The following is a 25,600-nucleotide window of genomic DNA, read 5'->3' as shown; positions in this document are numbered from 1 at the left end:
TCCTTCAGCGGCAAGAATGAAAAGGGAGCACCCATGCTAACGGATCTACTGGAAGAAATGGGGTTTTCACTACCCCGCCAGGAGTGGCAAAAGCCGGTGATCGGAGTCAGCGCCTGCCTCACTGGCCAGAGAGTTCGTTACGACGGTGATCACAAGCATAATGGTATTGTCATGCACCAGCTGGCGCCGCTGATGCGTTTTCGTGAAACCTGCCCGGAAGTCAGCATCGGCTTGCCCATTCCCCGCCCCCCCATTCAGGTCGTGCAGTTTGACGATGCTCAACGAGTTAAAGCAGTAAACAACCCTTCCATGGACTACACCGAGTCTCTTGAGAACATTGCTGCAAACCTGGGGGAGCCCCTGTGCGGGTTCGTGCTCAAGGCTCGCTCTCCCAGTTGCGGCCACCTCACCACCCCGATTCATGACGAACATGGCAACGAGATTGCCACCGGCTCCGGCGCCTTCGCCCGCAAGCTTCACGAACTTTATCCACGCATTGCCCTGGCCAACGAGAGTGACCTGGAAAAACCGGCCTTCCTGAAACAATTCGTGATACAGGTTTTCTGTTATCAGCAGTGGCACCACAATGACCATCAGGGCAGCTGGCTGCAGGAGCGCCTTGAGAAAAGCGAATTACTGGAAGAACCGTTGAAGACCAACTTTCAGCATTATCTGTCGCGACTTGGGCAGGCCATGCACTAGAAAAGGCAATTAATAGTTAATAGCTAAAAGACGAATCCCGGATCAACTGCAGGAACGGAGCGAAGCGAGTTGCGAAAACCTTCAATCCTTACCGCTTTCCGGTTTTGTCTTTCGAAACTCGCCACTCGTAACTCGAACAGCCCTTCCTTTATCTGACAGGTCACCAGTCGAGAAACGATCAAAGAAGAAATCTGCCGTAGAAGCCAGCCTGCTGGCGACATTTTTCTTGTTAAAGAATCAACGTCAAACCGCCGGTCAAAATGGCGAACAGGATCGACAGGCCAATCAATGTTCCCCAGGGGAAAGGTTTCGGCGGTGGTTCGATTTCCAGCTGTTCTTCCAGGTAGCGGCGAAGCAGCGCGGTATTGCGGGTGTTGGCCTTGTAGATAGCATCGAACGCATCGCCCACCACCGGCAACAACCCGCCGGCGAAATCGATGAGCATGTTGCGCACCATACGCAGCTTCACCTTGTTGCTTGCCCCCGCCCGCTGCGCCTCGATCAGCACATAGCTCGAAAGCGCAAGACCTGCCACGTCACCGATGCCGGGAATCAAACCGATAAGGGCTTCCGCACCAAACCGGAATTTTGTGAAAGGAATACCGATACTGCTGTCGGTAAAGCGGCTGAACTTGTCCAGCCGCGCCAGCGCTGCGCGCTGCTTTTCTTCACTGACCGCCATCAGATCTCCACGAACAACTGGCCGTTCTCTTCACTGACTGGCCAGGTATCCAGTTTTTTCTCACCGCGGACCACGTTCAGCAGCTGTACACCGGGAGGGAAATTGGCCCACTCGCTCACATCGCCCGTACGAATATCGAAACGAGCGCGGTGCAGCGGGCACTGGACGCACTTGTCATCCACAATTTTGCCTTTGCCGAGAGAGGCAAACATGTGACTGCAACGAGCCTGTGTAGCATAGAACCCATCGCTCAGGTGATACACCACCAACTTGGTCTCACCGGCCTGCATGGCCTTGCTCTTTCCTTCCGGGATTTCACTACTGGCACACAATTCGTAACGCATCTTGCACTCCTTGCTGGCGGGGAAAAAGCTTCGAGCGGCTAGAAACACCCCCGAAGAACTAACTTGTTGGCAGAATGGGAGGCTGGCCATTCTACAGAGACCATGCCGACGGAAAGCCCTTCGTTCAACAAGTTGAATCTCCTAAGGGGCATCAGATCCTGCCTGTCGCCGAACTCGACGATTTGGAAGGCGTTTCCGTTCTTCGAAAAACCCGGGCACTATTTTGGGTTTAACTTTCCAATCGAGCGTAGCTCGTAGCTCGAAATCATTCCAGATAGGTATACCCTGCCAGCCCTTCCCTTACCAGTTCAATGAAGCCATCTTGCTCATCTGAGCTCAAATGGGCCTGGCGGCAGTTCTTTTCCAGGGTTTCCAGCAGACGATCCGGGTCGTAGTTCACATAGCGCAGCACAGAGCTCACCGTATCGCCCTGAATGGCATGATCAAGGACGATCTGGCCATCGTCAGTTACATCCACATCCACCGAGTCGGTATCACCGAACAGGTTATGCATGTCACCGAGGATTTCCTGATAAGCCCCTACCATGAAGATGCCTAGATGGCCGTTGATATCATCCGGCAACGGCAGCGAAGACTCCACCCCTTCGCCATCCACAAACTGGTCGATGCGGCCATCAGAGTCACAGGTAATATCCTGCAAAACCGCGCGCCGGGTCACAGGCTGGTTGAGGCCCGACAGTGGCAACACCGGGAAGACCTGATTGATCCCCCACACATCTGGCACCGACTGAAACACAGAGAAATTCACGAACAGCTTGTCGGCCAGCGTTTCGTTCAGCTTGTCGAGCAAATCACGCTGCTGTTTGCGTAGCGGGTTAAGGCGAGCACGCAGGGCCAGCAAGCAATTGATATACAACTGCTCGCCACGGGCGCGGGCATCCAGACCAAGATCCCCTGCCAGATAGCGCTGATGAATATCTTGCCATGCGCCCACCACCTCGGAGAAACGCTCCAGCAAATTGCCCGCCTTGCCCTGGAGCTGTTGTTGAAGCTCCCAGAGCTGATGCAGTTCTGTTGCGTCGTCATTGCCAGGTGCCGCCACCGTGACCGGCGACAGGGACTCCTGATCGGTGATATTGACCAGCAACACCGCATGATGCGCCGTCAGGGCTCGGCCAGACTCGGAAATGATGTTGGGCTCGGGCAGCCCGCGCTGATGACACTGCTGCTGCAGGGTCTGCACGATGTGGCGGGCATAGTCCGCCACCCCGTAGTTCATGGAGCAATAGGAGCGTGAGTGGGTACCCTCGTAATCGACGCCCAGACCGCCGCCCACGTCCACGGTTTCCACCGCCGCGCCCAGTGCTCGCATCTCGGCGTAGTAACGGGCCGCTTCGCGCATACCCGCCTTGATATCCTGGATATTGGCCACCTGGGAGCCCAGATGAAAATGCAGCAACCTGACGCAATCCAGCCGGCCCGCCTGACGACAGTGTTCGATGGCGCTCATCAGCTGCGGCGCGCTCAAGCCGAACTTGGATTTCTCTCCACCGGTGTTCTGCCAGTTGCCCTTGCTGATGCTCATCAGCCGCACCCGCAAGCCGATGCGGGGTGACACACCCAGCTCATCGGCAATACGCAGCAGGGCAGGCAGCTCGGACATTTTCTCCACCACAATATGCACGTGGAAGCCCAGTCGCTCGCCCATCAGCGCCAGACGCAGGTACTCCGCATCCTTGTAGCCGTTACAGACGATCGTGTCGCCGGGGTTGGACAATGCCAGTACGGCCAGCAGCTCCGGCTTGGAGCCGGCTTCCAGACCGATGCGCTCACCGTCTTCACGGGCACGGATGATCTCATGCACTACCCGGCGCTGCTGGTTCACCTTGATGGGGTACACCGGGGTGTACTGGCCCTGATAGCCATGACCGTCAATGGCCTCGCGGAAAGCACCTGCCAGCTGCTTGACCCGCTGGCGCAGGATTCCGGAAAACCTTGCCAACACCGGCGCACGCAGCCCGGCGGCTCGACAGGCCTCCAGCACGGCTTCCAGGGTGGCTTCGCCGCCCTGTTCACCATTGGGTCGCACACACAACTCGCCGCCCTGATCGATGCGGAAGTAGCTGTCACCCCAGCGGTCCACATTGTAGATCTCGCTGGCCGGTACGGAGCTTGAATCGGTCATTACCTGTCCTGTTAAACGCTGACATGCAACACGCACCACACTGGCACGCTCTTTGGCGCCATTATGCCTGCCTGCTGCCGCTCGTCGCATCCCTTTTTAGCCCTTTGACAGGGGGGGCTGAGGTCTTACAATCGCGACTATTAACCATCACAGGAGCCACAGCGCTCCCACCCACCGGAAAGGCCCATGAGCAGCACCCAAGACAACTGGTTTTACGAGCACTTTGACAGCGCTGGCACCGCCTTCGGCCTGCGTCTGAAGCAGAAGCTGGAAGAGGTACAGACCGAGTATCAACACATCGAGATGTGGGAGACCGACAGTTTCGGTTACCTGATGACCATCGATGGCGCCACCATGCTCACTACTCGTGACAATTTCCTCTATCACGAAATGATGTCGCACCCGGTGCTGTTCAGTCATGCCAACCCGAAACGCGTGGTCATCATTGGCGGCGGCGACTGCGGCACCCTGCGTGAAGTACTGCGTCATCCGGGTGTAGAGAAAGCCACCCAGATTGATATCGACGAGATGGTGACCCGCTACTCCGAGAAGTACTTCCCGGAGCTGTGCGAATCCAACGACGATCCCCGTGCCGAGCTGTTGTTTGAAGACGGCGTGCAGTACATGCGTGATTGTGCCGATGGCAGTGTGGACGTGATCATCGTGGATTCCACCGACCCGGTCGGCCCGGCGGAAGGCCTGTTCAAGGCCGACTTCTTCCGCGATTGCCACCGCGTGCTGGCCGAAGGTGGCATCATTGTGCAGCAATCGGAATCACCGCTGCTGCACAGCGACACCATCATCAAGGATTTGCACGCCAACATGCGTGAAGCCGGCTTTACCAGCACCCAGACCCTGCCGTTCCCGCAGCCGGTGTATCCGAGCGGCTGGTGGAGCTGCACCATGGCGGGCAAGAACACCAATGTGGGCGAGTTCCGCGAAGCGGATGCCACCGGGAAAGGTTTCGACACCCAGTACTACTCCGCCGCCATTCATAAAGGTGCACTGGTATTGCCGCCCTTCATGACCAAGGCCATCAAGGGCTAAAGATACGCCCCCCTTCCAGGATGCAGAAGGGGGTTCTTTGCCCGGCTGGCGATCTCAACCCAGCCCTCTATACGTCAACCGCCAGCCATCTCAGCAAGCGCTGCGAGAGCCTGATCCCAAAGCTCGGAATACATGCCGAGAATCTTATCCCGATCATTGGGATCGAACATGCCCTCACAGGAAGCCCCATCTCCAGCCTCCCGGTAACCTTCCACCGTGACAGCCATTGAACGCTTGATAGAAGAGTGCAGCTCATTCACAGGAACGAAGAAAATTTCGGACATCGCCTCCAGGCTATCGACTTCCTGTTGGTTTTCCGCACTACCCTGAATCATCATCGAAGCTTCGAACAATTTTTCTTCCCGTATCGCTTCAGCACTTGCTAAAAAATCAGAAGAAAAAGCTTTAGCCTGATCATAGCAACTTCCGGTAGCACTCCCTTCTCCTTCTCTCCCCGCCGAGCAAGCCACGACTGCCAGGAGAAGAACAAGGCAAAACATTGTCTTCACACACTGCATATCACCACCCCCAAAGGCCAGACCCAGATTGCGCAAGCGACGTATTAAGTATCAGGGCCAATTCGATATCATTTAAGCTTTTTCAGTTGAACAGAAAGGCTGCTCATATAATCCCCCAGACGGTACGGCCCCGCCCAATTTTCCTTTACGTTGGCAAACTGGGTCGCCACATAATGAGACAGTACCTCAATGCTCTCCGGGTCAGTCTGCAACTCGATTCTCGCAACGCCCTCGGAATGAGGAAAATCCTTGAGCGCGGCTTTTAACGATTTTTCAAGCAGTGCTTCGTTATCGGCAACACCCACCAGATAACTGATTGCATAGTTGGGCTCGTGCAGTTTTTTCCAGCCATGAAGGTCAACCTCCCGCAGCGCCTCCTGATTGCCGGTGGAAACGTAAAGATGCGCGAGAACGTCATAGTAGGGCTTCGCCTCGGCATCCGACTTGGCAAGCGCCAGCAAGCGTCGCTCCCACCTTGCCATCACCTCTTCAGCTGACATCTCTTGCTCCGAGAGCAAATGCCTGACCAAATCATAGACAAACCGTGGGGATCCAGGCAGCTGCTGCTCGCCATCAATCAGCCCCAACCCCTTCACACGCGCAAGATACTCTCCCGGAGTAACCGTATCCGCATCACGACACAGGGAATAGATCACCGCCAGCGGAGCGTCTGGATCCAGCACCTCCCCGGCTAGGGCATCATCAAAGGCGAGGTAGCTCTCTCTGGGAGCATAATTCCACCAATCACTTTCCCATTCACTATCCAGAGCCGCCAGATCGCAAAGCAACGCTTTCTCTCCCCGTCGAATCCGGCTGATCAGCCTGGTCCGTTCCGCCTCCTGATTACGGTCAGAAAAAATCGGGTACATCGCTTTTTCAATACTCGTGTGATGCTGCCGAAAATTCACTTTGGACCAAACAGCCAGAGCGTCCTCAGGCTGATTCAGCATCAGGTACACGTGCGCGAGATAGGCCGGCAAAACCGGGGATTCTGCCTGTACACCAGAATCAATAACTGCCAGATAGTAGTCCTGCGCAGATCGATAATTTCCCTTTCGATGCTCATGCATCCCTCTCTCGAACCAGACAAAGGGGTTCTCGGTATCAAGACGCTCGGCTTTCATCATTAACTTGCCACTACGCTCGGGATCGATCTGATAAAGCATATTGCCGAGAAAGAAGTAATCCGATGCTGTTTTATCCTTGTTGGGAACCAGGGAAATCAGCAGGTTATTTGCTTCTTCAATCCGGCCCTGCTGCATCAAGCTGTGAATTTCCTTGCTGTCCGCCATTTCCTGATAAATCGCGCTTTTTTCCCGCACGGAAGCCATAAAACGGGCACTGTCATAGGCTTGCGTCAGCCCAGGGGCCAGCAATCCCGAGAGAAGGAAAAACACGATTGATAATTTCACAATACCTCCTTGATTATCGTCAGGACAGGCAGAGTGCACCGGAGGCATACAACGAGGTATCTACGGACATCCTTTCCATCATTTTCTGACTAGCTCATCATCCTGATGAAAGCTGATTGTTGTTTTATTCTGTTATCGACGCAAACCGTTGAGGCTGTCAAATGGTCCAATCTGTCTGATCGTCGAAAATGGTCCCCTTTATACTCCCTCGAAATTCACAATGTTGAGAGGTGATCTAATACAAAAGCAGCCAAGCCCTTCGCACTACCAAAGTACTCCAGCTGCTCCACCTGCAGCTCCGGGAACCGTTCTCTGGCCTCGTCGATCTGGAACGGAATATCTTTGCCTACATGCTTCCCCTTATTGAAAAACAAGGGATACAACTGAACCGTATCCACCGGCTGATGTTCCAGTTGCTGGATCGCCTCGATGAGCGATGGCTTGGCCAGCTCCAGAAAACAGGGAAGCACGGCGGCATATTCCTGACCGTTAGCGCGAGCGAATTCCGCCACCTTTTCGACCAGGGCACGAAATTCGTCGTTAGCGGTTTCGCTGCGGCTACCATGGGCCATGATCAACAGGGCCTTGCTCATGTGGACTCCTCCCGTGATGGATTCTCTGAAAAGGCCGCTATTCTAGCCGCTTCCTCAATCACCAGCGCGTGACGGCGAGCCAATGCCCGCCTGTCATCATCGTAGCCGCCGCCAATGACCGTGGCGACCGGTATACCTTTGTCCCGACAACGCCGAATCACACCATGATCCCGATCGGCTATCCCCTGCAAGGAGATGGCCAGACGGCCAAGAGGGTCATGATGATAGACATCCACGCCGGCATCATAGAACACCAGATCCGGCTTCACTTGCTCAAGCAAAGATTCCAGTGTTTCAAACACCGTATCCAGATAATCCTGATCCGTCATCCCCAGCGGCAACCCTACATCCAGATCACTGGTCATCTTTCTTACCGGAAAATTCTTCTCGCAGTGAATAGAGCAGGTAAAAGCTCGCGGCTCCTCCATCAGCATGGCCGCTGTGCCATCGCCCTGATGGACATCGCAATCAAAGATCAGGATTTTCTGCACCGAGCCGCTGGCCAGCACCTGTTTAGCCGCGAAAGCCAGATCATTAAAGAGGCAGAAACCGGAGCCGAAATCATAATGGGCGTGATGAGTACCGCCCGCCAAATGGCACGCCAGCCCGTGCTGCAAGGCCAGCTGCGCGGTGAGCAAGGTACCCATGGGAGCAATGCAGGTCCGGCGGATCAGGCCAGCGCTCCAGGGCAACCCCATCCGCCGCAGGGCCTTCTGATCCAGGTTGCCGTTCACGATGGCGTCAACATACTGCGGGCAATGCACCTGTGACAGCAGGCTCTGCCGGGCCCGCCCCGGCCGATACTCGTTATCCCGATGGGCAATACCACTACTGCGCAGATAATCGTGCAGCAACGCGAACTTCTCCATCGGGAAGCGGTGTTCGCCGGGGAAGGGAAAACTGTAATCGGGGTGATAAACGAGGGGAAGCATAGCGACCCGAGGCTGGACTCTTGAAAGCATTGTGACCAGACGAGCGAGAGGAGGCAATGGGCTTCCAGCTCTCCGCTTCAATGGTTTCCTGCCTGCCGGGTGGTAGCGCCTGAGGAGGCGTGATAACAGCACTCGCCCAGCTTGCCAGGGCGAATGCTACGCCTGAAGCGATCTCACCCTTTCCGGAATAATAAAGCAGACTCGCTGTTCAACCAGGCGCATCCTGTTTTTCATCACGACAACAGCCAGCGCAGCCCCACATACATCTGGTTGCGTGCATTGCCAACTATCACATCACCATGGGCCAGGCTGAGATTTTCGATGGGCCATTCGAGAATACGGGTCACACTCACCCGTGCCTTGCGACGACTCAGGTAAACCAGGCGCAGGAGCGGGTGCCAGCCGGGCTTCTTCCACAGGCCACCGATTTTCAGGTACCAGCGGGTAAAACCATGGTCACATTCGTTGAAGTTCTCGATCAGGTCTGCAGCGATCAGCGTCCTGCTGGCGGGATGAAAGAAAACGGTTTCATTCAGCAAAGAGCCTTCAATGAAGACCAGCTCGAAGTCATTACCCCAGTCTGGATGCGGAGTTTCCGTCAACACCGCATCGAAGCTGAGATCCTTGCGTTTTTTGGCCAGCTTGGCAGGGCCATGCAACAGCGCCTCGGGATAACGAGCCTTCACTTCCCCAGCAAAAACATGATGGAAGAGATTTGGGCAAACGATGTGAGTCACGTCACCCAGTGACGCCAGCTCCGTAGCCAGCGCGTCGTCCACCGGAATGGGCGAGTGTAGCAACAAACCACCGGAAGACAGTTTTACCACTGTCATACGACTGCCCACATGCAGCCCAACAAAGGTATGGGGTACAGATACGTGCCATAGGCCATCGGCTAGCGGTTGCAAGCGTGACATCGGTGTCTCCTCATTTGTCCTTTACGCCCTGAGCGGGTCCAGCAGGTTTTCAGTGCCATCCATTTTCAGCATCAGGGCCAGGGCCATCAGGCGCCCCAGCTCCCCTTTCGGAAAGCCCTTGTCCGCAAACCACAACAAATACTCTTCAGGCAGATCAATCAGCACCCGCCCCTGATACTTGCCAAAAGGCATGGTGCGCTCCACCAGTGCCTTGAGGTCTTCCTGTTTAAATTCCATATCATCAGCCATAACGACGGCACAAACGACGATGACGATGCCGAAACAGCAGCGACACCAGCGCCCGCGCCACGCCGGGAAAACACCGCGGCTCGAATTCCAGAGTGTCCAGCAGCGTACAGCCCCCGGGGGCCGGGGCCAAGTGTCTTTCATGGCGCCACTGCCGCATGCCCGTCATCGGCGACCGCTCAATAAAGCCCGTCATGGGACTCAGGGACAGCAGGGTCAGGTGCGACACGCCCACAGGCACTATCCCGAACAACCGCAGCTGGCTTCGAAACAACGGCACACCGGGTTGAAACGCCAGGGCATCCAGACGGCAGGCAGGATCAGGCATGCTCATGGTTATCAGCGGACGCATCTCATCATTGATTCCGGCGCCACTCATGACCCCCTCCCATACCCGCTCTACCGGTGAACGCAACGCCGACTGAAACTGCAGATACATCATGGCGCCAATCCTTCCTCCCCGTGACGGCAGGACTCCTCGGGCCATTCAAACTCGATGGTGGAGTGGGCAAAGCCATAGTCCATTACCAATTGTCTGAAATGCTGCTTGAGGGCCAAAACCTCTTCCACCGGGGGCGCTCCCTGAAGCTCCACATGGGCACTGAAGACATGGTGCTCACCATCCAGGCTCCACACATGCACGTGGTGTACCCCCCCAACCTGTCGCGGTTCGCACAGCTGCGCAACCAGCGCCTGCACATCCACATCCGCAGGCACCGCTTGCAGAAACACCTTCAGCGAGGCCCACAGATTGCGGGCAACGTTAAACAGAATGAACAGGGTAAAGCCAATAGACAGGATCGGGTCCAGAATCGGCACGTCCCAGACCATCAGTACCAGCGAAACCACCAACACAGCCAGCCAGCCGAGCACATCCTCCAGCAGATGCCAGCGGATCATGCTGGCATTCATGGACGACTGCCTCAGCAAACGCCATGCCCCCAGGCCATTGACGACCACACCCAGCACCGCCAGCCACAACATGCCGGTGGCGTCCGGCATTTCCGGTGCCCACAAGCGCGGTACGGCCTCGCTGATGATGAATATGGAACCGACAATCAACACCAGCGCATTGATCACCGCCGCCAGTACCGACAGCCGCTGATAGCCATAGCTGTACTTGCTATCCGCCTTGCGCTGGCTGGTCTTGCCCAGCGCCCAGCCCATGCCGATGGCCAGGGTATCGCCCAGGTCATGCACTGCATCGGAAAGAATGGCGACGGAGTTCACCATCAGTCCGCCGACAAATTCGATAATGGTGAAGATAAAGTTCAGCCAGAAGGCAACCGCAATGGCCCTGCCCTCCTCCTCGGCATGGTGGTGGTGTCCGTGGGAATGCGGATGTCCATGCATCAGCGCGTCTCCATATGCATTTTCAGTGACGCCGGAATCGGCATGGGCTTGAGTGGGCTCACATTGGCTCCGCCGGTATTCCCCTCCGGCACCCACAGGCGCGACATCAACAGTGCCGCTGGCAAACGCAGCCACTGGCCACGAATCTCATGCCAATCCCGCTGACGCCAGGCCACCTTGAACATCCACCAGTGACTGAGTGTGTGCGCCCGGGTGCTGCGCTGGCCGAGAATATGCGCCTGCTCGAGCAAGGCAAACGCCTCGCTCCACTGCTCTGCCTGATAAGCATTGCGCGCCTGGTTCATGGTGTACTGAAACGCCCGCCGCTGTCTTGGGTGCATGAGCTCCTCCTGATTATCTGGTCCCATGTCCCCATTAAAAAAGCTATAGTGACTACAGGTTCAAGTCCTGCGGAACAAAATGATGAACAACCTGTTTTCCATAGGCTCGCTCAGCAAGGCCACCGGCTGCAAAGTGGAGACCATTCGATACTACGAGAAGATTGGCCTGATGCCGGAACCAGCACGCAGTGAAGGCGGGCAACGACGCTACCATCGCCATCATCTCGACCGACTGCGATTTATTCGTCATGGCAGGGCGCTGGGTTTCACCCTGGACGATATCCGAGAACTGCTGGATTTGAGCGCATCCCACCAACATGCTGACAGCATTGCCCGTCGTCATCGGGATGCGGTTCAGGAACGCATTCGCTCACTCACCGCCCTGCGAAATGAACTGGATCGAATGATTGAAGATTGTGCCCACGGACACAGCGGCGAATGCCGGGTTATTGAAACACTGAGTGATCATGGCCGCTGCCTTGGCGACCATGATCATTAACGGGGCAGGTCAGGGCTGCTGCAGTTTGTCGAGCGTCTTGTTGTCAAAGTCACTGGCATCGTGACGTTCCCAGAGCTGACTGGACGGCTCACCCCAGGCCCGGTTCACCTTGCGACCACGCTGCACTGCCGGACGCTGGGCAATCAGGTCATTCCAGCGCAGTACATGCTTGTAGGTATGCGCTTCGATGAATTCTGCTGCTTCATAGACCTTGTTGGTCACCAGCGCCCCGTACCAGGGCCAGATGGCCATGTCGGCAATGCTGTATTCGCTTCCGGCAATGTACTCATTTTCCGCCAGCTGCCGATCCAGCACATCCAGCTGCCGCTTGATTTCCATGGTGTAGCGGTTGATCGGGTACTCGTATTTTTCCGGCGCGTAGGCATAGAAGTGACCAAAGCCACCCCCAAGCATGGGCGCACTGCCCATCTGCCAGAACAACCAGTTCATCACTTCGGTACGGGCACCCGGTTCCGAAGGCAGAAACTCACCAAATCTCTCCGCCAGATACAACAGGATACTGCCTGACTCGAACACCCGTCGTGGCGGGTTAACGCTGTGATCCATCAACGCCGGAATCTTGGAGTTGGGGTTCACCTCAACAAAACCGCTGCCGAACTGGTCTCCATTCTGGATATTGATCAACCAGGCATCGTACTCCGCCTCCTTGTGCCCCTTCTCCAGCAGTTCCTCCAGCATCACCGTGACCTTGACGCCATTGGGCGTGGCAAGGGAATACAGCTGGAGCGGGTGCTTACCCACCTGCAATGCCTTGTCATGGGTGGCACCGGCAATCGGGCGGTTGATATTGGCAAACTTGCCGCCGCTTTCCTTGTCCCATTTCCAGACTTTCGGCGGGGTATAGGTAGGGTCAGACATACTGGCTCCTGGTCGTAGGACGACTGAATGGTATGCCAATCATGGCCAGCAGCAGAGGCCGGAACAAGGGCAAAAAAACGATCAGACTCTTCAACTCAATCAATCTTTCGGGTTTGTTGCGCCGCTTTCATGCTGCTGCACATCCCACAGATGAGCGTACAGTCCACCCAGGGCCAGCAGTTCCGCATGACTGCCCTGCTCTGCCACCCGCCCCTTGTCGAGCACGATGATGCGGTCTGCATCCATGATGGTAGACAGACGGTGGGCGATCACCAGGGTCGTCTGCTGATGGGAAATATCCTGAATCGCCTTGAGAATGATCTTCTCGGAATGGCTGTCCAGTGAGGAGGTAGCTTCATCGAATACCATGATCGGAGGTTGCTTGAGCAACGCTCGGGCAATGGATACTCGCTGCTTTTCGCCGCCGGACAATTTCAGCCCACGCTCCCCCACCATGGTGGCCTCGCCCTTCGGCAGCGACGCGATGAAATCAGACAGATACGCCAAACGAATGGCCTCGCGCACTTCTTCATCCGTGGCATCGATCCGGCCGTAACGCACATTTTCGAAAATGCTGGTGTTGAACAGCACCGTATCCTGCGGCACGACACCAATCTGGCTGCGCAAGGAGTCCTGGCTCACTGTGCGGATTGACTGCCCGTCGATGCGAATCTCGCCCTCACTCGCGTCATAAAAACGGAACAGCAACTTGAACAGGGTCGACTTTCCAGCCCCACTGCTGCCGACGATGGCCACCTTCTGTCTGGAGGGCACTGTAAAACTCGCACCGCGAATAATTTCCCGGCTGTCCCCGTAACCAAAGTGCACATTGTCAAAATGAATCTCGCCGCCGCGCACCTGCAACGCAGCAGCATTCTCCTGATCCACCACCTTCGGTGAAATGTCCAGGATGGCAAACATATTTTCGATGTTGGTCATCGCGCCTTTCATTTCCCGGTACACAAAACCAAGAAAATTCAGCGGCATGAAGACCTGCATCATGAACGCATTGATGAGCACAAAATCACCCAGCGTCATCACCTTGTCAGTGACCTGCACCGCAGCCAGTACCATGGCAGCCGTCATCGCCGCCGCAATAATGAGCGACTGGCCACCATTGAGCGCAAACAGGGAAAGGCGATTCTTGCGCCGTGCGTCTTCCCAGCGCGCCAGGTTCTCGTCGTAGTTGTCCGCTTCAAAGTTTTCGTTGATGAAATACTTCACCGTTTCGTAATTGAGCAGGCTGTCGATAGCACGGGTACTGCTGGAGGATTCCGCCTGATTGGCCTCACGAATAAACGCAAGCCGCCACTCGGTGGCATACACGGAAAAGCCCACATAGGCCGCCACCGACACCGTCACGATCGCCGCAAACCAGGCATCGTAGTTCCACAGCAACAGGCCGATCACCATGCCGATTTCCAGCAGAGTGGGAAGAATATTGAAGACCATGAAACGGAGCAGAAAACTGATGCCATTGGTGCCCCTTTCAATATCCCGGGACAGGCCACCGGTACGCCGGTTGAGATGAAAATCCAGATCCAGCGCGTGAAGGTGGCGAAACACTTTCAGCCCCACCCTGCGCATGGCGCGCTCGGTAACGCGGCCAAACAGGGTGTCTCGCAACTCGCCGAACAGCACATTGGAAAAGCGCACGACCCCGTAGGCCAACAATAATCCCAATGGCAGGGTAATCAGCTGACTGGCGCCCTCCGCATCCAGATCATCAACAATGTGCTTGAGAATAAAAGGCAGGCCAACACTGGCCAGTTTGGCCAGCACCAGGCAAACCACCGCCAGGGCGATACGTGCCCGGAATTCCAGCAGGTAGGGAAACAGGGTTTTCAGCACGGACCAGTCCATGGGCTTGGGGGTAATGTCATGGCTCATGCCGCGCATAAAAAACCTGCTCTGGAAAGAATGGGGACCACAGTATAGCAACGCCCGCCGACCACAGAGGCGCACAAAAAAGCCCGCCGGAGCGGGCTTTACAAGCAATGATGTGTAGCGCACACCGATGGCCTGTGCACCTGTTATACCTCATATTTGGCCATGCTGTCCTGCAATGGCCGGATCAGTTCGCGGTTATCCTGATCCCAGGGGTGAAATCCCGGGCGGAAATAATCCAGGTACTCCGGCAACAGCTTGCGCAGCGGTCCCGGTTGGGCCAGCAGCCACCAGTAGCCTCGCATCATGCGCCCGAACGAAGCGTTGCCTTCGCTTTTCAGGTTGCGCCAGGTGATCCGGGTGATGGCAAGCCAGAACAGCAGGGTCACCTGCAACATAATCATCACCCGGTTCCAGTAACCTCCATCCACGGTCTGGTAGACATCGAATGCCACAGCCTTGTGCTCGGTTTCTTCCACGGCATGCCAGATGAACAGTTCACGAATCTCCGGATGCATCTGCTCTGACAGTTCCGGCATGGTCAGGAACTGGTTGGCCATGATGGCAGTGAAGTGCTCCAGCGCCAGCGTCATGGCCAGCTGCTGGCGTGCCGACAGGCGCTGGCGTGCCGCGGTCAGACCCTCAGCCAGACGACGCAGCGTCTCACCGACCGGGTAGCCCTTGTCCGTCAGCCACTGATTGAACGCTTCATGCTCCTGCCCATGGTGGGCCTCCTGGCCGATGAAGCGGCGTACCTGTAACACCAGTTCCGGATCGTTCAGCTGCTTCTGGTAATGACGCACAGAGTCGATGAAGAAACGCTCGCCGTCCGGGAACACACTGCTCATGGCGGCAAAGAACGCACTCAGGAACGGGTCGCCGCTGTGAAAATGGCGGTCAATGTGAATGCTGGGCCGCAAGGATAGCTTGCGCACCGTAATATCGATGGCCTTGTGCAGGCGGGCTTGTGCGGTCATGGAGCCTCCTCGCTGTTGTTGTGCGGGCCGGAATAAATACTGTCTTCAGGCAATATGCCCTGCCTGCACGGCCCACTCGAGGTCATGTCGCGTCATTCGCCGATCATTTTGGGCCGGAGCCCAAAGGGGACACAGCATCCAGTCTCTCAGGTGTGTTGTTGCTCAATCCAGACCATCAGTCCCTGACTGTTAAGGTTGATATCAAACCCCAGCGCCTCCTGCAGCGCCTCCTCCGACAAGGTAACACCATGGTCGCGAGCCTTGGCAAACAGGTATGCCTGCAGGGCGGATTCCAGCCGTAGCAGCAAATCGGCCGGCCCTTCCTGTGCGGCCTTTTCAGCCAGAGCCACATAGTCGTCCACCATGGCCAGCAGCCGCTCGCCCGGTTTCTCAGGGTTCTCGAGCATTCCGTAATGGGTCAGGAACATGCGCTCAGGATTCAATGCCAGCAATCTTCGGATGGAGCGCTTCAGCGCCTCCGGGTCGAACTGCACCGGGGTGGTGGTGGGCAAAATGAAGGGGCCTTTTTCGGTCACCAGTGAAGGGTAGGACAGGCCGAAGGTATCGCCAGTGAAAATACCCTTCGACAGAGGATCAAAGACACAGAAATGATGACGGGCATGACCCGGGGTGTCGTAGAACACCAGCTCGCGATCCGCCAGCCTCACGCTGTCACCGTCGTGCATGATGCGCACCCGACGCTCGTCCACCGGAATCACGTCACCATAGATCCGGGCAAACGTGTCTTCTCCATACACCGCAGTGGCGCCTGCTTTCAGTTTCGATGGATCAATCATATGCCGTGCGCCACGGGGATGAATCAGCAGGCTGGCCTGGGGCAACGCCTGCATCAGCCCACCCACGCCCCCGGCATGATCGAGATGCACATGGGTGGGAATGACATATTTCACCGCATCCCGGCTAATCCCCTTCTCGTCCAGCAGAGCGAGAATGATGGGCACGGTATTGTGGGTACCGGCTTCAATGATGGCGCACTCATCGCCTGCCTCCATCAGATAGCAGGCGGCCAGCTCCTCATGCACCATGGCCGTATCGATGCGGGTAATGCCGAACGGTAATGCGTGATACTTCTGAAAAGGCATGCGTGATTCCTGAAAAAAGGGCGGTGTCTTTTCACTATAACCCCAGGGAACTCTGCCCCCACAGCAGACCAAAGTGGCAAGCCTTCAACCGGCACGGGTACTCTCGGCAAACCACTGGAAAATCGCATCCCGTTGTTGCTGGCTGTGCGGGTGCACCAACAACCCTTCAACAACAAAAGTGCCCACGGTAGCCAGCATTGACGCTCGTTCCCTGCTCACCCCATCCATTTGCAGAGCCTCTGACACCGCCACCTCAACAAAAGCATGAAACTGCTCGTGCCACTGATGAATAACCGCCGACTGCTCCAGCCTGGCATGGACGGTGCCGACCAACTCCCGACTTTCCTCGAACTCGTTCAACGCCCACTCCAACTTGTCGGCAAGCGACGTGTCCGCTATGTCAGGCAACCGGGCAAGCGACGCGGACATTTGGCGATTGAGCACACCCACCAACAATTCGTCCTTGCTAGCGTAGTACCAGTACAACGTATTGGGGGCGACCCCCAACTCACGGGCAATCATGTTCATAGAGGTGCCTTCATACCCCAATGACAGAAACAATCGACTGGCCACTACCTCCAACTCGTCCCGCTTCACCTTCAAATCAATATCCCGCTTGTTCTTGGCCAAGGGGCGCCCTCCCTGAGTCTGCACAGTCATCTTGTATTCTATTCAAGAATGATAGCCTTTTCTCTTGAATGACATACAAGAATGATTGAGGACGCTATGGATACCCTGAGATACAGCCCCAAAGAGCTAACCTGTTTGAGTCGTCGAACCGGCTTCTACTCGGCCGGCACCTGGTGTGCCGCCACGCTTCACCGACCGGCAAAAGCGTGCGATGAATCATTGCCAGCTATTCTCATGCTGCACGGCTGGGGAGGCATTCAGGATGCAATGACGGCTTCGTACGTCGAGGAGTTCACTCGTGCGGGCTATGCCGTGATGTCGTTCGATTACCGCGGCTGGGGAGACAGCGCAGGGATGCCCCGTCAGGTCATTTCCGCCCACCAGCGGGTAGTTGATGGCGATGCCGCACTGGCCTTCCTGAAAAGCCAGGAAGGCATCGATCCCAGACGTATCGTGCTGTGGGGCACCTCATTTGGCGGCGGCCATGCAGTGCAGCTGGCAGCGGAACACCCGGAGCTGGCTGGCGCCATCGCCCAGGTCCCCATGCTCGATGGCCTTGCTGCAGTAAAAGCCGTGCCCTTGACGCGGCTGTTGCGCTTTGGGGTTTACGCCCTGGCCGATCTTCTCAAACCAGGCCACCCTCTGTATCTCCCCGTAGTCAGCGAACGAGGCGGGTTTTCTTCCATGGATCGTGATGATGCCAACAAGGCGCTCACGCTGGCGGAAATCAGTATGGGGTGGCGCTACGATAACCGCGTCGCAGCAAGGTCACTGCTGACCATGGGGCCCTACCGCCCGGTGAGACATCTCAAGAACATTCGCATTCCCACCCTGCTGCTGGGCGCGAGTAACGATTCCGTTGCCCCTTTCGTGGAAAGCGCCATTCATGCTGTCGGCAACCCCAACCTGACCCTGGCAAGTATCGACGCCAACCACTTCGAGCCTTACTTCGAACCCGTCTTCACCGATGTGATCTCTCAACAGCTGGACTTTCTGAACCGGATCTTCTCTCCCGGATGCACACCTTCAAACCTCGCTTCCGCGATTTGAACGACGAACAAGGCCAATGGCGAAAGGCAGCTGATGCCATCAACGCCTGCGGCATGATGGCATGGGAGCGACTCAGGCACCCACGGCCCAATGCTCAAGAAATATGCCGAAACGCTCGCTTGCCTGGATCCTCGGGCAAGTTCTTGCGTAATGCCCTGCGAAGCATGCGGATGTTCATGGCTTCGCTTGCCCTTGCCGCCCCAGGCACATGGTAATGGGAGAACGCCGCCAGCTTGTTCATCCCCTTGTAGGCCATCACCGCACGCCACCAGAACGCGCTGCGTGGTAACTCATACACATCAGCCAGTTCATCCCCAAGACAGATACGACTCAGCTCGAACAACAATTCCTCAGAGAGATGGAAGGGCGGCTGCCGTGCCAGTGCGGTGATCACTGCCTGGGCCAGCATGCGTCCCTCTTCATTGGGACTGTACTGGCGCTCGCGGATGCGCTGGTACTGATAGATTTCCTCATCCAGCGAGTCGGTGAGCATCTCTTCACAGACACCATTGAGATGGGCCATGAAACGCCACAGATGATGGCTCGCAGCCTTGTCGTCGGCATTGAGTGCAGCGCCCATGCGCTCCATCCCTCGTTGGGCAAGATAATCAAATTCGATCACGGTGAAGGCCATGTCTTCCTGGTTGATTGGCTCATCGTAGAGACTCGTATCCCAGCCCTGCGCCCGCAGGTACTTGCGCACCATGGCATGCAGCAAACGCACCTCCATGACGGTGCGATGCCCCTCGGCACCAGGGCGCAGCCCGCCCGGTACATTCATGTTGTGGGTCATCTGCGAGGTCTCGTAGACACGGCGCAGTACGTCCTGATGCAGGCGCCCGGTGGCCACCAGCACATGGGTGGCCTTGCTCAGTGAATAACCTTCCACCAGGCTGCTGACCAACAGGGCAATGGAACGCACATTGGCAAAGCCAAGATTGACGCGCGCAGCATGCTCAACCTGCTGCCAGTCCACCCAGGACGGAATCGTGTGGCAGTGATCCACATAATCCGAGAACACCCCGCCTTCACTCTTCGCCCGGGCATACACCTCATCCAGCATCTGCGCCGGACGGCCACGCTTTATACGGGTCGCCACCGCATCGGCCAGCGGATCACAGGTATAGCGCATGCGATCCATCACCCTGTCTGAATATTGGGCTTCCCAGCCCGGTTGGTCTTGTGGGGACACGATGGCTGCAGGTGCGTTCATGATGGGGATCTCTTGCAGTTTGCTGTTAACCGACCATAATCCAAGCAATCACTTGGTTAATACTTGGTTTTATGACCGAACTCCCCCTCCAATTAAGCTCACTCAAGAAACAGCCCAGCCAGCCCCGCGCCCGGCGGACGGTGGAGCGAATCATCGCTGCCACCGGCGAGCTGATACTGGCCCACGGACTGGATGCGCTGACCACCAACCGGGTGGCAGAGCAGGCCAACGTGAACATTGCCACCCTGTACCAGTATTTTCCTCACAAGCAGGCGCTGCTCAGCGCCCTGCTGCAAACCCACATGCACGACCTTACCCGCCACCTGAATGCCTTGTTGGAAGGGCTCGGAGAAGCGTCGGTGGCAGACTCCACCCGACTGTGGGCCACGCTGGGCATTCAGTACTTCCGACAGAATGACAGCCTGCTCGGCATGCTTATCCAGAGCCAGCATGCCCTCAGCGCCCTGCCAGAAGGCAAGGAATTTGAGCGCCGTCTACTGGAGGCCATGCATCGCTTTTTATCCCGCCAGCGTGACCGCCTGCAGGTAGAAGATCTGGACCGGGCCATCTATGTGGCACTTCACGCCTGTACCGCGATTCTGTCGCGGCACTTACTGGAACCGGTGCCGTATTACCGGGATGAGGAAATTGTCGAAGAGGTGGTTACCCTGATGACCCGCTACTTTTACCGGCAGCCTGCCACGGTCAGCGGGTAAAGGTGTCCACGTAAAGCGCCTCCACCTTTTCCCTGGCCCAGGGAGTCTTGCGCAGAAACTTCAGGCTCGACTTCACGGAAGGGTCCTTGAGAAAACAATTGATACGAATCTCGTCACCCAGTACTTCCCAGCCATAATGCTCGACCAGTTCGGTGACAACACGTTCCAGGGTAATCCCGTGCAACGGGTTGTTAGCTTGTGATCCCGCCATGCCTAACCTCCTCTTCGCTCAGCGGACAGGTCTGTCGCCGACGCTGACAGGCTGTATGATACGCGCTTCTTTTCAGAACGACTGCATGGACCGCTTTGGACATCACCATGAAAAAAGGCATTTTCAGTTTACTGGTTGTGATCTTTGTTTTGCTGGGAATCGGCAAAGTTGCCAGTCAAATCAGAACCAGCTGGCAACACCAGCAAAATATGCAGGTCAGTCTGCAGGAAAATATCGCCAACCAGAAAGCCAAACTGCAGGCCATGGATGAAGATATCGCACGCACGCAAGCCAAGCCCAGACTATCCGACCATGATCGCTGGCTGATCGGACACCTGAGCAAGAGCCGGGAAAAGCTGGCGACCGTCATTACCGGTCTTGAGAAAACCGGGCAGCACATTCACCGGCCGCTGATACGTCAGTGGGTGGGCCATGGCTTTATGCTGGCGGTTTTTGTGGTGATGGCTGGCCTGGCACTCTCGGGGCGCAGCAACCATCTGACAAAGGAAGAACAACGTTGGCGGAATAGCGAGCTGAACGAGATCCCGCAATTACAGTTGAGTCCAGGCCAGGTTCGTCACACCACGGCCCCGCTCAGCAATGCCAGTAATTTTGTTACCGGCCGCATCAAGCCCCGCAACCGCCACCAACTGGGCGTTACCCGCAGCAGCACCCTTACGGCCATGGGGCTGGCCTTCCTGCTTGCCCCGCAGGGCACACTGGCGGTAGACGTCTACTATCTGGTCGATACGCTGCTCAGCACCTCCACCCCACTCGCCGAACTGCCCTGGAACACGCTCTCCAACAGCCTGATGGTCTCCATCCCGTTCGCACTGGCCGGACTGTATGTGCTGATGTTCACCACCGGGTCTGCTCGCATTGATCGCCAACGTCAGCAGATCCAGCTGGATGCAAACGGGCAACCCATTGAATTTCGGGAGGTGGAGTCGCTGCAACTCAACCAGTTGCTGACGACAGGGCAGAGAAGTTTTGTGAACAGTCAGATCCAGCTCAATCTGCGCGATGGCAGCAGCGTGTCACTGCTCAGTCATGCGGGCAAGGACCAGATGTATGTGGACCTGATCCGTGTCGCCCTGTTCATGGACAAGCCAATCGCCGTGCCACAGGCAAATTGACTGGCGGTGCGGCCTGCCTGACCGCTTTACGCAGACAGGTCGCTATTGAGTGTCGTCTCTATTGGGGGCAACTCGCCGATCAGCTTGGCATAGGCCAGTGATACACCGCCTTCCTCGATATCGGATACTTTCCAGTCACCGCCGTCCATGGTAAACGACCACACGGTTTCCACTTCCTTGTAGCGCTTGCTGCCCTCGACCACCTGGCCGCCGACACGTTTGGCCAGGTAATCCTGCATGTGAGCGGTCATGGAAATCACCAGCAGCGAGCCTTCATGCTCATGGCCGAGGTTGCGATGCACAAACAACAGTGGACGAATCTTGCCCATCCGCTTCACATTGCACACATTAACCAGCCCCTCGCGCTTCCATTTATCCAGAAACACCTGCTGCTGGTTCTGCCAATACCAGGTGGTCATCCAGTCTGATACCAGAGTCAGGTCTTCCTTCTCCCAACCGGAATGCACCCGGTGAAAGCAGTCCTTGGCTCGCTGCTGGATGGTCAGCCAGTCGAACCGGGGATCCCGCTCGGTCATGAATCGCAGGTCCTTGCGTGTGCGACGTTCGGCCAGCTTTTCCCGCACCAGCACCATCAGGATCAGCGGCAGAAAAATGATCGTCAGGGCGCCCAGCGCCACCCGACCCCAGAAGGTTTCAAACGCTGCCTTGGCAATGGTGCCGCCCGGCCCTGCCAGCGCAGGCTCACAGGCCAGCCACAGTATCGTGGCCAGCATCAGTCCGCGTTGATTCCAGCCTGTCATCATCCAATCCTCCCCATATTCCCGCTGAGACCCGCCCGTCGACCGGGCAATGCACCTCAGGCAACCGCCTTTCATCGAATTTAGCTTAGTTTGCCAAGCGGAGGTAAGCTTGAAGCAGACAGACGGAGCAAACAGTGGCCCAAGGCAAGGAGCGCCTCATGGCAGGGAAACCGTGGCGGTACAGCATTCGTATTGGCGTTGTGGCCATCTTCGTCATCGCTACCGCACTCACGGCCAGCATTGCTATCGGCCTGCAGTATTATTTCAGCTACCAGCAATCCCTGGCGGCCACCAAGACGCTGTACCGTCACACCGCCGAGCAGACCGCCGACTTCCTGGAAGGTCAGGACCGCAAGGCCCGCAATGTGGCCCTGTCCCTGGCCCGCTATCCCCGGCTGGCGTCCAGCAATGGCCAGGTGCCCGCCTCGACCCTGCGCCTGTTCGCCCAGACCCTGTCACTGAATCCGGGGCTCTACGCGATTTATCTTGGCTTCGATAACGGACGTTTCTACGAACTGATCAATCTGGATGCCCATGCGCAGGTGCGCAATCGGCTTGGCGCCAGTCCTGAGGCCAGCTGGCTGATCGCTATCCGTGACAGCGATACTGATCACAAGACGCTCTATTATCTTGATGCCCAGCTGAACATCCTCAGGGAAGCCCGTGAACCAAGCAGCTATGACCCTCGCACCCGCCCCTGGTATCAGCACGCCAGCAGCGAGACCGTGTACCAGACTGCCCCGTATATCTTCGACAGCCTCGATGCGCCAGGGCGTACTTATTCGCTAAGGCTGCAGCAGGACGCTGCGGTGCTGGGCATGGACGTCACCCTGGATGCCATTACCGCACACCTGCAGAGCCTGCCTGTGGCTGACCGCACGGAGCTGTACCTGCATGATCAGCACGGCCGCATCATTGCCAGCAACGCCCCACCCCTGAGTAGCAACCTTCCCGACGTGACGCCTCTGGTGTTGAGCGAACAGGAGCAAGCGCTGGTCAAGGCGCTTTCACCGTTGCGAGTGTCCAACGAACTGGACTGGGCGCCGGTGGATTTTGCTATCAGCGGTGAACCCAATGGCTATGCCATCGATGTCCTGACCCTGATCAGCCGCATGACCGGACTCAGCTTCCAGTACGTGAATGGCCATACCTGGCCGGCACTGGTGGGGCTTTACCAGGAAGGCAACATCGACATTCTTCAGCCAATACTGCGTAACGATAATAACGCCAGCCTGGGCTTGTTCTCTCAACCGTTTCTTAACCTGCCCTTTGCGTTCGCCAGCCGCGATGATCAGATCGCGTTCACCCACCTTTCCCAGCTCAAAGGCAAGACCCTCGCGGTCGGCGAAGACTGGTCAATCATCCCCGTCATCGAACGGCAGTATCCGCAGGTGTTACTCAAGCAATACCCCGGCACTCTGGATGCGCTGCGGGCCGTGCAGAACAGGGAAGTGGATGCGGCCATCGACAACGCCGCCATCCTGCGCTTTATCAAGCGTCAATTCTTTCTCAACGGGATCCGTATCAAGGACAGTCCCGACACCGGCCTGCCCGGCAACATGGGTGAGTTGTACCTGCTGGTGCATCCTGACCAGCAACCCCTGCAGGCACTCCTGAACAGGGCGCTGTCAGCAATCCCCGCGCAAGCCCATGCCCGGTTACACAGCAAATGGCTGAGCGACAACCAGGCTTTCAGTCAGTTCAGCGGCACCGTGCCTTATCCGGCCCTCATCAAGGAAACAGGCGATAGTGGCGTAGCTCTGCAGGAATTCCAGGATGACCATCGCCGCTACTACTCCTTCTCCCGCCGCTTCGCTGATGGCACGGATCTTTCCTTCTCGGCGGTGGCACCCGCCTCACTGATTACCGGGCCAGCACGCGACAACGCACTCTGGGCGGCCGGCATTACGGCCATGTGCATCCTGGTTCTGTTACCCCTGGCAGGCTTGTTCGCCGCGCCCATCGTCAATCCCATCAAGCGTCTGGAAGCAGAAACCCTGAAAGTAAAGAATCGCGACTACAAACAGGTCAAACGGATTCGCACCCGCATTATTGAAACGGAACGTCTGGCGGCGTCGTTGTACGCCATGGCCCAATCCATCCGTCAGCATGAAAAAAATCAGGAAGCGCTGATGGAATCCTTCATCGAGCTGATCGCCCAGGCCATTGATGAAAAGTCAGCCTACACCGGCGCCCACTGTGCCCGTGTACCCGAGCTGGGCATGATGCTGGCCGAGGCAGCCTCGTGCAGTGACGACAAGGCCTTTCAGGACTTCAGTCTGGACGATGAAAGAAAACGGAGGGAATTTCGCATTGCGGCCTGGCTGCACGACTGCGGCAAAATCACCACACCGGAGCACATCGTCGACAAGGGCGCCAAACTGGAGGCCAATTACAACCGCATCCATGAAATCCGCACCCGCTTTGAAGTCTTGCTACGCGATGCCGACATTGACTACCTGAAGGCGACACTGGCACACCCGGAGCAACAGCCGGAGCACGACAAGGCCTGGCAGGCCCGGCGGGAAGAGCTGCAGGAACAGTTTGGATTGATTGCCAACGCCAACGTGGGCTCGGAATATCTCGCCGAGGAAGACAAACAAAAAATTCGCCGCATCGGCGCCCAGACCTGGCAACGTCATTTTGACGACCGCCAGGGGCTCTCGCCGCTGGACGCCCGCCGCCTTGGTCCGGGCGACGGCCATCTGCCCGTGACCGAAACCCTGTTGGCGGACAAGCCGGAGCACCTGATTCCCCACGAGCATCCGCCCCACTACCCGGAACATCTCGGCATCACCCTGTCGCCACCGCACTTTCAGGCCAATCTTGGCGAGCTGTACAACCTGCTGATCGATTACGGCACCCTCACCGCCGAAGACCGCTTCAAGATCAACGAGCACATCATCAACACCATCCGCATGCTCGATAAGCTGCCGTTCCCGGAAGAGCTGGCCAGGGTGCCCAAGTATGCATCCACCCACCACGAGCGACTGGATGGCAAGGGGTACCCTCGCAGCCTCGGCGCGGATGATCTGGACATTCCTGACCGAATTCTGGCCGTGGCGGATGTGTTTGAAGCGCTCACCGCGTCGGATCGCCCCTACAAGCATGCCAAGACCGTGAGCGAGTCCCTGGTCATCATGAATAATATGGTGGCCGAGGGGCATCTTGATGGGGAGGTGCTGCGGTTGATGTTGCTCAGTGGCGTGGTGGAGGAATACGCCCGCCTGCACCTCAGCGCCGACCAGCAGGACGTGCATGACTTCAGCCTGTTTCTGCCCGCCAGCCCTTGAGCGCCAGGAAAG

At 57.0% G+C, this 25,600-nt stretch carries 27 protein-coding genes; 7 read left to right on the top strand and 20 right to left on the bottom strand.

Translation table 11 applies throughout. The features are described 5' to 3' along the window. The first annotated feature begins 33 nt into the window (after nucleotides 1-33). A complete protein-coding gene (locus tag GFN93_RS05050) occupies nucleotides 34-702 on the top strand; it encodes a DUF523 domain-containing protein (protein ID WP_153499453.1) in 669 nt (222 codons plus the stop codon). A gap of 229 nt (nucleotides 703-931) precedes the next feature. Here GFN93_RS05050 and GFN93_RS05045 read toward each other — a convergent pair whose 3' ends face one another. From GFN93_RS05045 to speA, 3 genes are all read right to left on the bottom strand, one after another. Next, complete coding sequence (locus tag GFN93_RS05045; RefSeq protein ID WP_194285746.1) at nucleotides 932-1,384, bottom strand: DUF4112 domain-containing protein; 453 nt, start codon at nucleotides 1,382-1,384, stop codon at nucleotides 932-934. Then, entirely contained in the window at nucleotides 1,384-1,728 is a 345-nt protein-coding gene (locus GFN93_RS05040) for a Rieske (2Fe-2S) protein (RefSeq protein WP_153499449.1), read from the bottom strand. Before GFN93_RS05040 ends, GFN93_RS05045 begins: the two co-directional genes overlap by 1 nt. Before the next feature lie 265 nt (nucleotides 1,729-1,993). Further along, nucleotides 1,994-3,874, bottom strand: a complete 1,881-nt coding sequence (speA, locus tag GFN93_RS05035; protein WP_153499447.1) for a biosynthetic arginine decarboxylase — start codon at nucleotides 3,872-3,874, stop codon at nucleotides 1,994-1,996. Between the two features lie 186 nt (nucleotides 3,875-4,060). Here speA and speE point away from each other — a divergent pair, with 186 nt between their 5' ends. Beyond that, nucleotides 4,061-4,921, top strand: coding sequence for a polyamine aminopropyltransferase (gene speE, locus GFN93_RS05030; RefSeq protein ID WP_153499445.1), 861 nt, complete (start codon nucleotides 4,061-4,063; stop codon nucleotides 4,919-4,921). 74 nt (nucleotides 4,922-4,995) lie between these two features. Here speE and GFN93_RS05025 read toward each other — a convergent pair whose 3' ends face one another. The 9 genes from GFN93_RS05025 to GFN93_RS04985 all read right to left on the bottom strand — a co-directional run bounded on the left by GFN93_RS05025 (nucleotide 4,996) and on the right by GFN93_RS04985 (nucleotide 11,233). Then, nucleotides 4,996-5,439 carry a hypothetical protein gene (locus GFN93_RS05025; protein ID WP_153499444.1) on the bottom strand — a complete coding sequence of 148 codons (444 nt, stop codon included), beginning with the start codon at nucleotides 5,437-5,439 and terminating at the stop codon, nucleotides 4,996-4,998. 68 nt (nucleotides 5,440-5,507) lie between these two features. After that, on the bottom strand, nucleotides 5,508-6,899 hold the full coding sequence (locus tag GFN93_RS05020; protein ID WP_153499442.1) for a tetratricopeptide repeat protein: 1,392 nt from the start codon (nucleotides 6,897-6,899) through the stop codon (nucleotides 5,508-5,510). Nucleotides 6,900-7,066: 167 nt separating this feature from the next. Further along, nucleotides 7,067-7,444 (bottom strand): sirohydrochlorin chelatase, encoded by a 378-nt coding sequence (locus GFN93_RS05015; RefSeq protein WP_153499440.1) that lies wholly within the window; start codon nucleotides 7,442-7,444, stop codon nucleotides 7,067-7,069. Further along, complete coding sequence (locus GFN93_RS05010) at nucleotides 7,441-8,376, bottom strand: histone deacetylase family protein (protein WP_153499438.1); 936 nt, start codon at nucleotides 8,374-8,376, stop codon at nucleotides 7,441-7,443. The genes GFN93_RS05015 and GFN93_RS05010 overlap by 4 nt, the downstream gene beginning before the upstream one ends. 233 nt (nucleotides 8,377-8,609) lie before the next feature. Further along, nucleotides 8,610-9,293 (bottom strand): DUF4336 domain-containing protein, encoded by a 684-nt coding sequence (locus GFN93_RS05005; protein ID WP_153499436.1) that lies wholly within the window; start codon nucleotides 9,291-9,293, stop codon nucleotides 8,610-8,612. A 21-nt stretch (nucleotides 9,294-9,314) separates the two neighbouring features. Then, nucleotides 9,315-9,530: a DUF3820 family protein gene (locus GFN93_RS05000; RefSeq protein ID WP_153499434.1), complete on the bottom strand. Its 216-nt coding sequence runs from the start codon at nucleotides 9,528-9,530 to the stop codon at nucleotides 9,315-9,317. Between the two features lie 4 nt (nucleotides 9,531-9,534). Further along, a complete protein-coding gene (locus GFN93_RS04995; RefSeq protein ID WP_153499432.1) occupies nucleotides 9,535-9,981 on the bottom strand; it encodes a hypothetical protein in 447 nt (148 codons plus the stop codon). Further along, nucleotides 9,978-10,892 (bottom strand): cation diffusion facilitator family transporter, encoded by a 915-nt coding sequence (locus tag GFN93_RS04990; protein WP_153499431.1) that lies wholly within the window; start codon nucleotides 10,890-10,892, stop codon nucleotides 9,978-9,980. Before GFN93_RS04990 ends, GFN93_RS04995 begins: the two co-directional genes overlap by 4 nt. Further along, nucleotides 10,892-11,233 carry a DUF3703 domain-containing protein gene (locus tag GFN93_RS04985; RefSeq protein WP_153499429.1) on the bottom strand — a complete coding sequence of 114 codons (342 nt, stop codon included), beginning with the start codon at nucleotides 11,231-11,233 and terminating at the stop codon, nucleotides 10,892-10,894. The genes GFN93_RS04990 and GFN93_RS04985 overlap by 1 nt, the downstream gene beginning before the upstream one ends. Nucleotides 11,234-11,312: 79 nt before the next feature. On the opposite strand from GFN93_RS04985, the gene GFN93_RS04980 reads away from it, so the two are divergent. Next, nucleotides 11,313-11,732: a MerR family transcriptional regulator gene (locus GFN93_RS04980; protein ID WP_456236703.1), complete on the top strand. Its 420-nt coding sequence runs from the start codon at nucleotides 11,313-11,315 to the stop codon at nucleotides 11,730-11,732. 9 nt (nucleotides 11,733-11,741) lie between these two features. Here GFN93_RS04980 and yghU read toward each other — a convergent pair whose 3' ends face one another. The 5 genes from yghU to GFN93_RS04955 all read right to left on the bottom strand — a co-directional run bounded on the left by yghU (nucleotide 11,742) and on the right by GFN93_RS04955 (nucleotide 17,238). Beyond that, nucleotides 11,742-12,611: a glutathione-dependent disulfide-bond oxidoreductase gene (gene yghU / locus GFN93_RS04975; protein ID WP_153499428.1), complete on the bottom strand. Its 870-nt coding sequence runs from the start codon at nucleotides 12,609-12,611 to the stop codon at nucleotides 11,742-11,744. A gap of 99 nt (nucleotides 12,612-12,710) precedes the next feature. Beyond that, nucleotides 12,711-14,510, bottom strand: coding sequence for an ABCB family ABC transporter ATP-binding protein/permease (locus GFN93_RS04970; RefSeq protein WP_153499426.1), 1,800 nt, complete (start codon nucleotides 14,508-14,510; stop codon nucleotides 12,711-12,713). 134 nt (nucleotides 14,511-14,644) lie between these two features. Further along, a complete protein-coding gene (locus GFN93_RS04965) occupies nucleotides 14,645-15,475 on the bottom strand; it encodes a metal-dependent hydrolase (RefSeq protein WP_153499424.1) in 831 nt (276 codons plus the stop codon). Nucleotides 15,476-15,621: 146 nt separating this feature from the next. Then, nucleotides 15,622-16,578 carry an MBL fold metallo-hydrolase gene (locus GFN93_RS04960; RefSeq protein WP_153499423.1) on the bottom strand — a complete coding sequence of 319 codons (957 nt, stop codon included), beginning with the start codon at nucleotides 16,576-16,578 and terminating at the stop codon, nucleotides 15,622-15,624. A gap of 84 nt (nucleotides 16,579-16,662) precedes the next feature. Continuing rightward, nucleotides 16,663-17,238 (bottom strand): TetR/AcrR family transcriptional regulator, encoded by a 576-nt coding sequence (locus GFN93_RS04955; protein ID WP_235901669.1) that lies wholly within the window; start codon nucleotides 17,236-17,238, stop codon nucleotides 16,663-16,665. A gap of 66 nt (nucleotides 17,239-17,304) precedes the next feature. On the opposite strand from GFN93_RS04955, the gene GFN93_RS04950 reads away from it, so the two are divergent. Beyond that, nucleotides 17,305-18,258, top strand: coding sequence for an alpha/beta hydrolase (locus tag GFN93_RS04950; protein WP_153499421.1), 954 nt, complete (start codon nucleotides 17,305-17,307; stop codon nucleotides 18,256-18,258). Between the two features lie 94 nt (nucleotides 18,259-18,352). Here GFN93_RS04950 and GFN93_RS04945 read toward each other — a convergent pair whose 3' ends face one another. Further along, nucleotides 18,353-19,471, bottom strand: a complete 1,119-nt coding sequence (locus tag GFN93_RS04945; protein WP_153499419.1) for an oxygenase MpaB family protein — start codon at nucleotides 19,469-19,471, stop codon at nucleotides 18,353-18,355. Nucleotides 19,472-19,542: 71 nt separating this feature from the next. Between GFN93_RS04945 and GFN93_RS04940 the strand changes: the two genes are divergently transcribed. Then, on the top strand, nucleotides 19,543-20,187 hold the full coding sequence (locus tag GFN93_RS04940; protein WP_153499417.1) for a TetR/AcrR family transcriptional regulator: 645 nt from the start codon (nucleotides 19,543-19,545) through the stop codon (nucleotides 20,185-20,187). Here the strand turns inward: GFN93_RS04940 and GFN93_RS04935 are convergent. After that, complete coding sequence (locus tag GFN93_RS04935; RefSeq protein WP_153499416.1) at nucleotides 20,177-20,398, bottom strand: VF530 family protein; 222 nt, start codon at nucleotides 20,396-20,398, stop codon at nucleotides 20,177-20,179. The genes GFN93_RS04940 and GFN93_RS04935 overlap by 11 nt on opposite strands. A gap of 107 nt (nucleotides 20,399-20,505) precedes the next feature. Here GFN93_RS04935 and GFN93_RS04930 point away from each other — a divergent pair, with 107 nt between their 5' ends. Further along, complete coding sequence (locus GFN93_RS04930) at nucleotides 20,506-21,534, top strand: hypothetical protein (protein WP_153499414.1); 1,029 nt, start codon at nucleotides 20,506-20,508, stop codon at nucleotides 21,532-21,534. Between the two features lie 26 nt (nucleotides 21,535-21,560). On the opposite strand, the gene GFN93_RS04925 is transcribed toward GFN93_RS04930, so the two are convergent. Beyond that, nucleotides 21,561-22,298, bottom strand: coding sequence for a Tim44 domain-containing protein (locus tag GFN93_RS04925; RefSeq protein ID WP_208993722.1), 738 nt, complete (start codon nucleotides 22,296-22,298; stop codon nucleotides 21,561-21,563). 155 nt (nucleotides 22,299-22,453) lie between these two features. Here GFN93_RS04925 and GFN93_RS04920 point away from each other — a divergent pair, with 155 nt between their 5' ends. Continuing rightward, on the top strand, nucleotides 22,454-25,588 hold the full coding sequence (locus GFN93_RS04920; RefSeq protein ID WP_153499412.1) for an HD domain-containing phosphohydrolase: 3,135 nt from the start codon (nucleotides 22,454-22,456) through the stop codon (nucleotides 25,586-25,588). Nucleotides 25,589-25,600 lie beyond the last annotated feature (12 nt).

Origin of the sequence: Alcanivorax sediminis (genome assembly GCF_009601165.1) — a bacterium.
Taxonomy (GTDB): domain Bacteria; phylum Pseudomonadota; class Gammaproteobacteria; order Pseudomonadales; family Alcanivoracaceae; genus Alcanivorax; species Alcanivorax sediminis.
Note: the sequence above shows the minus strand (reverse complement) of the source record. Positions and strands in the feature narration are given on the sequence as shown.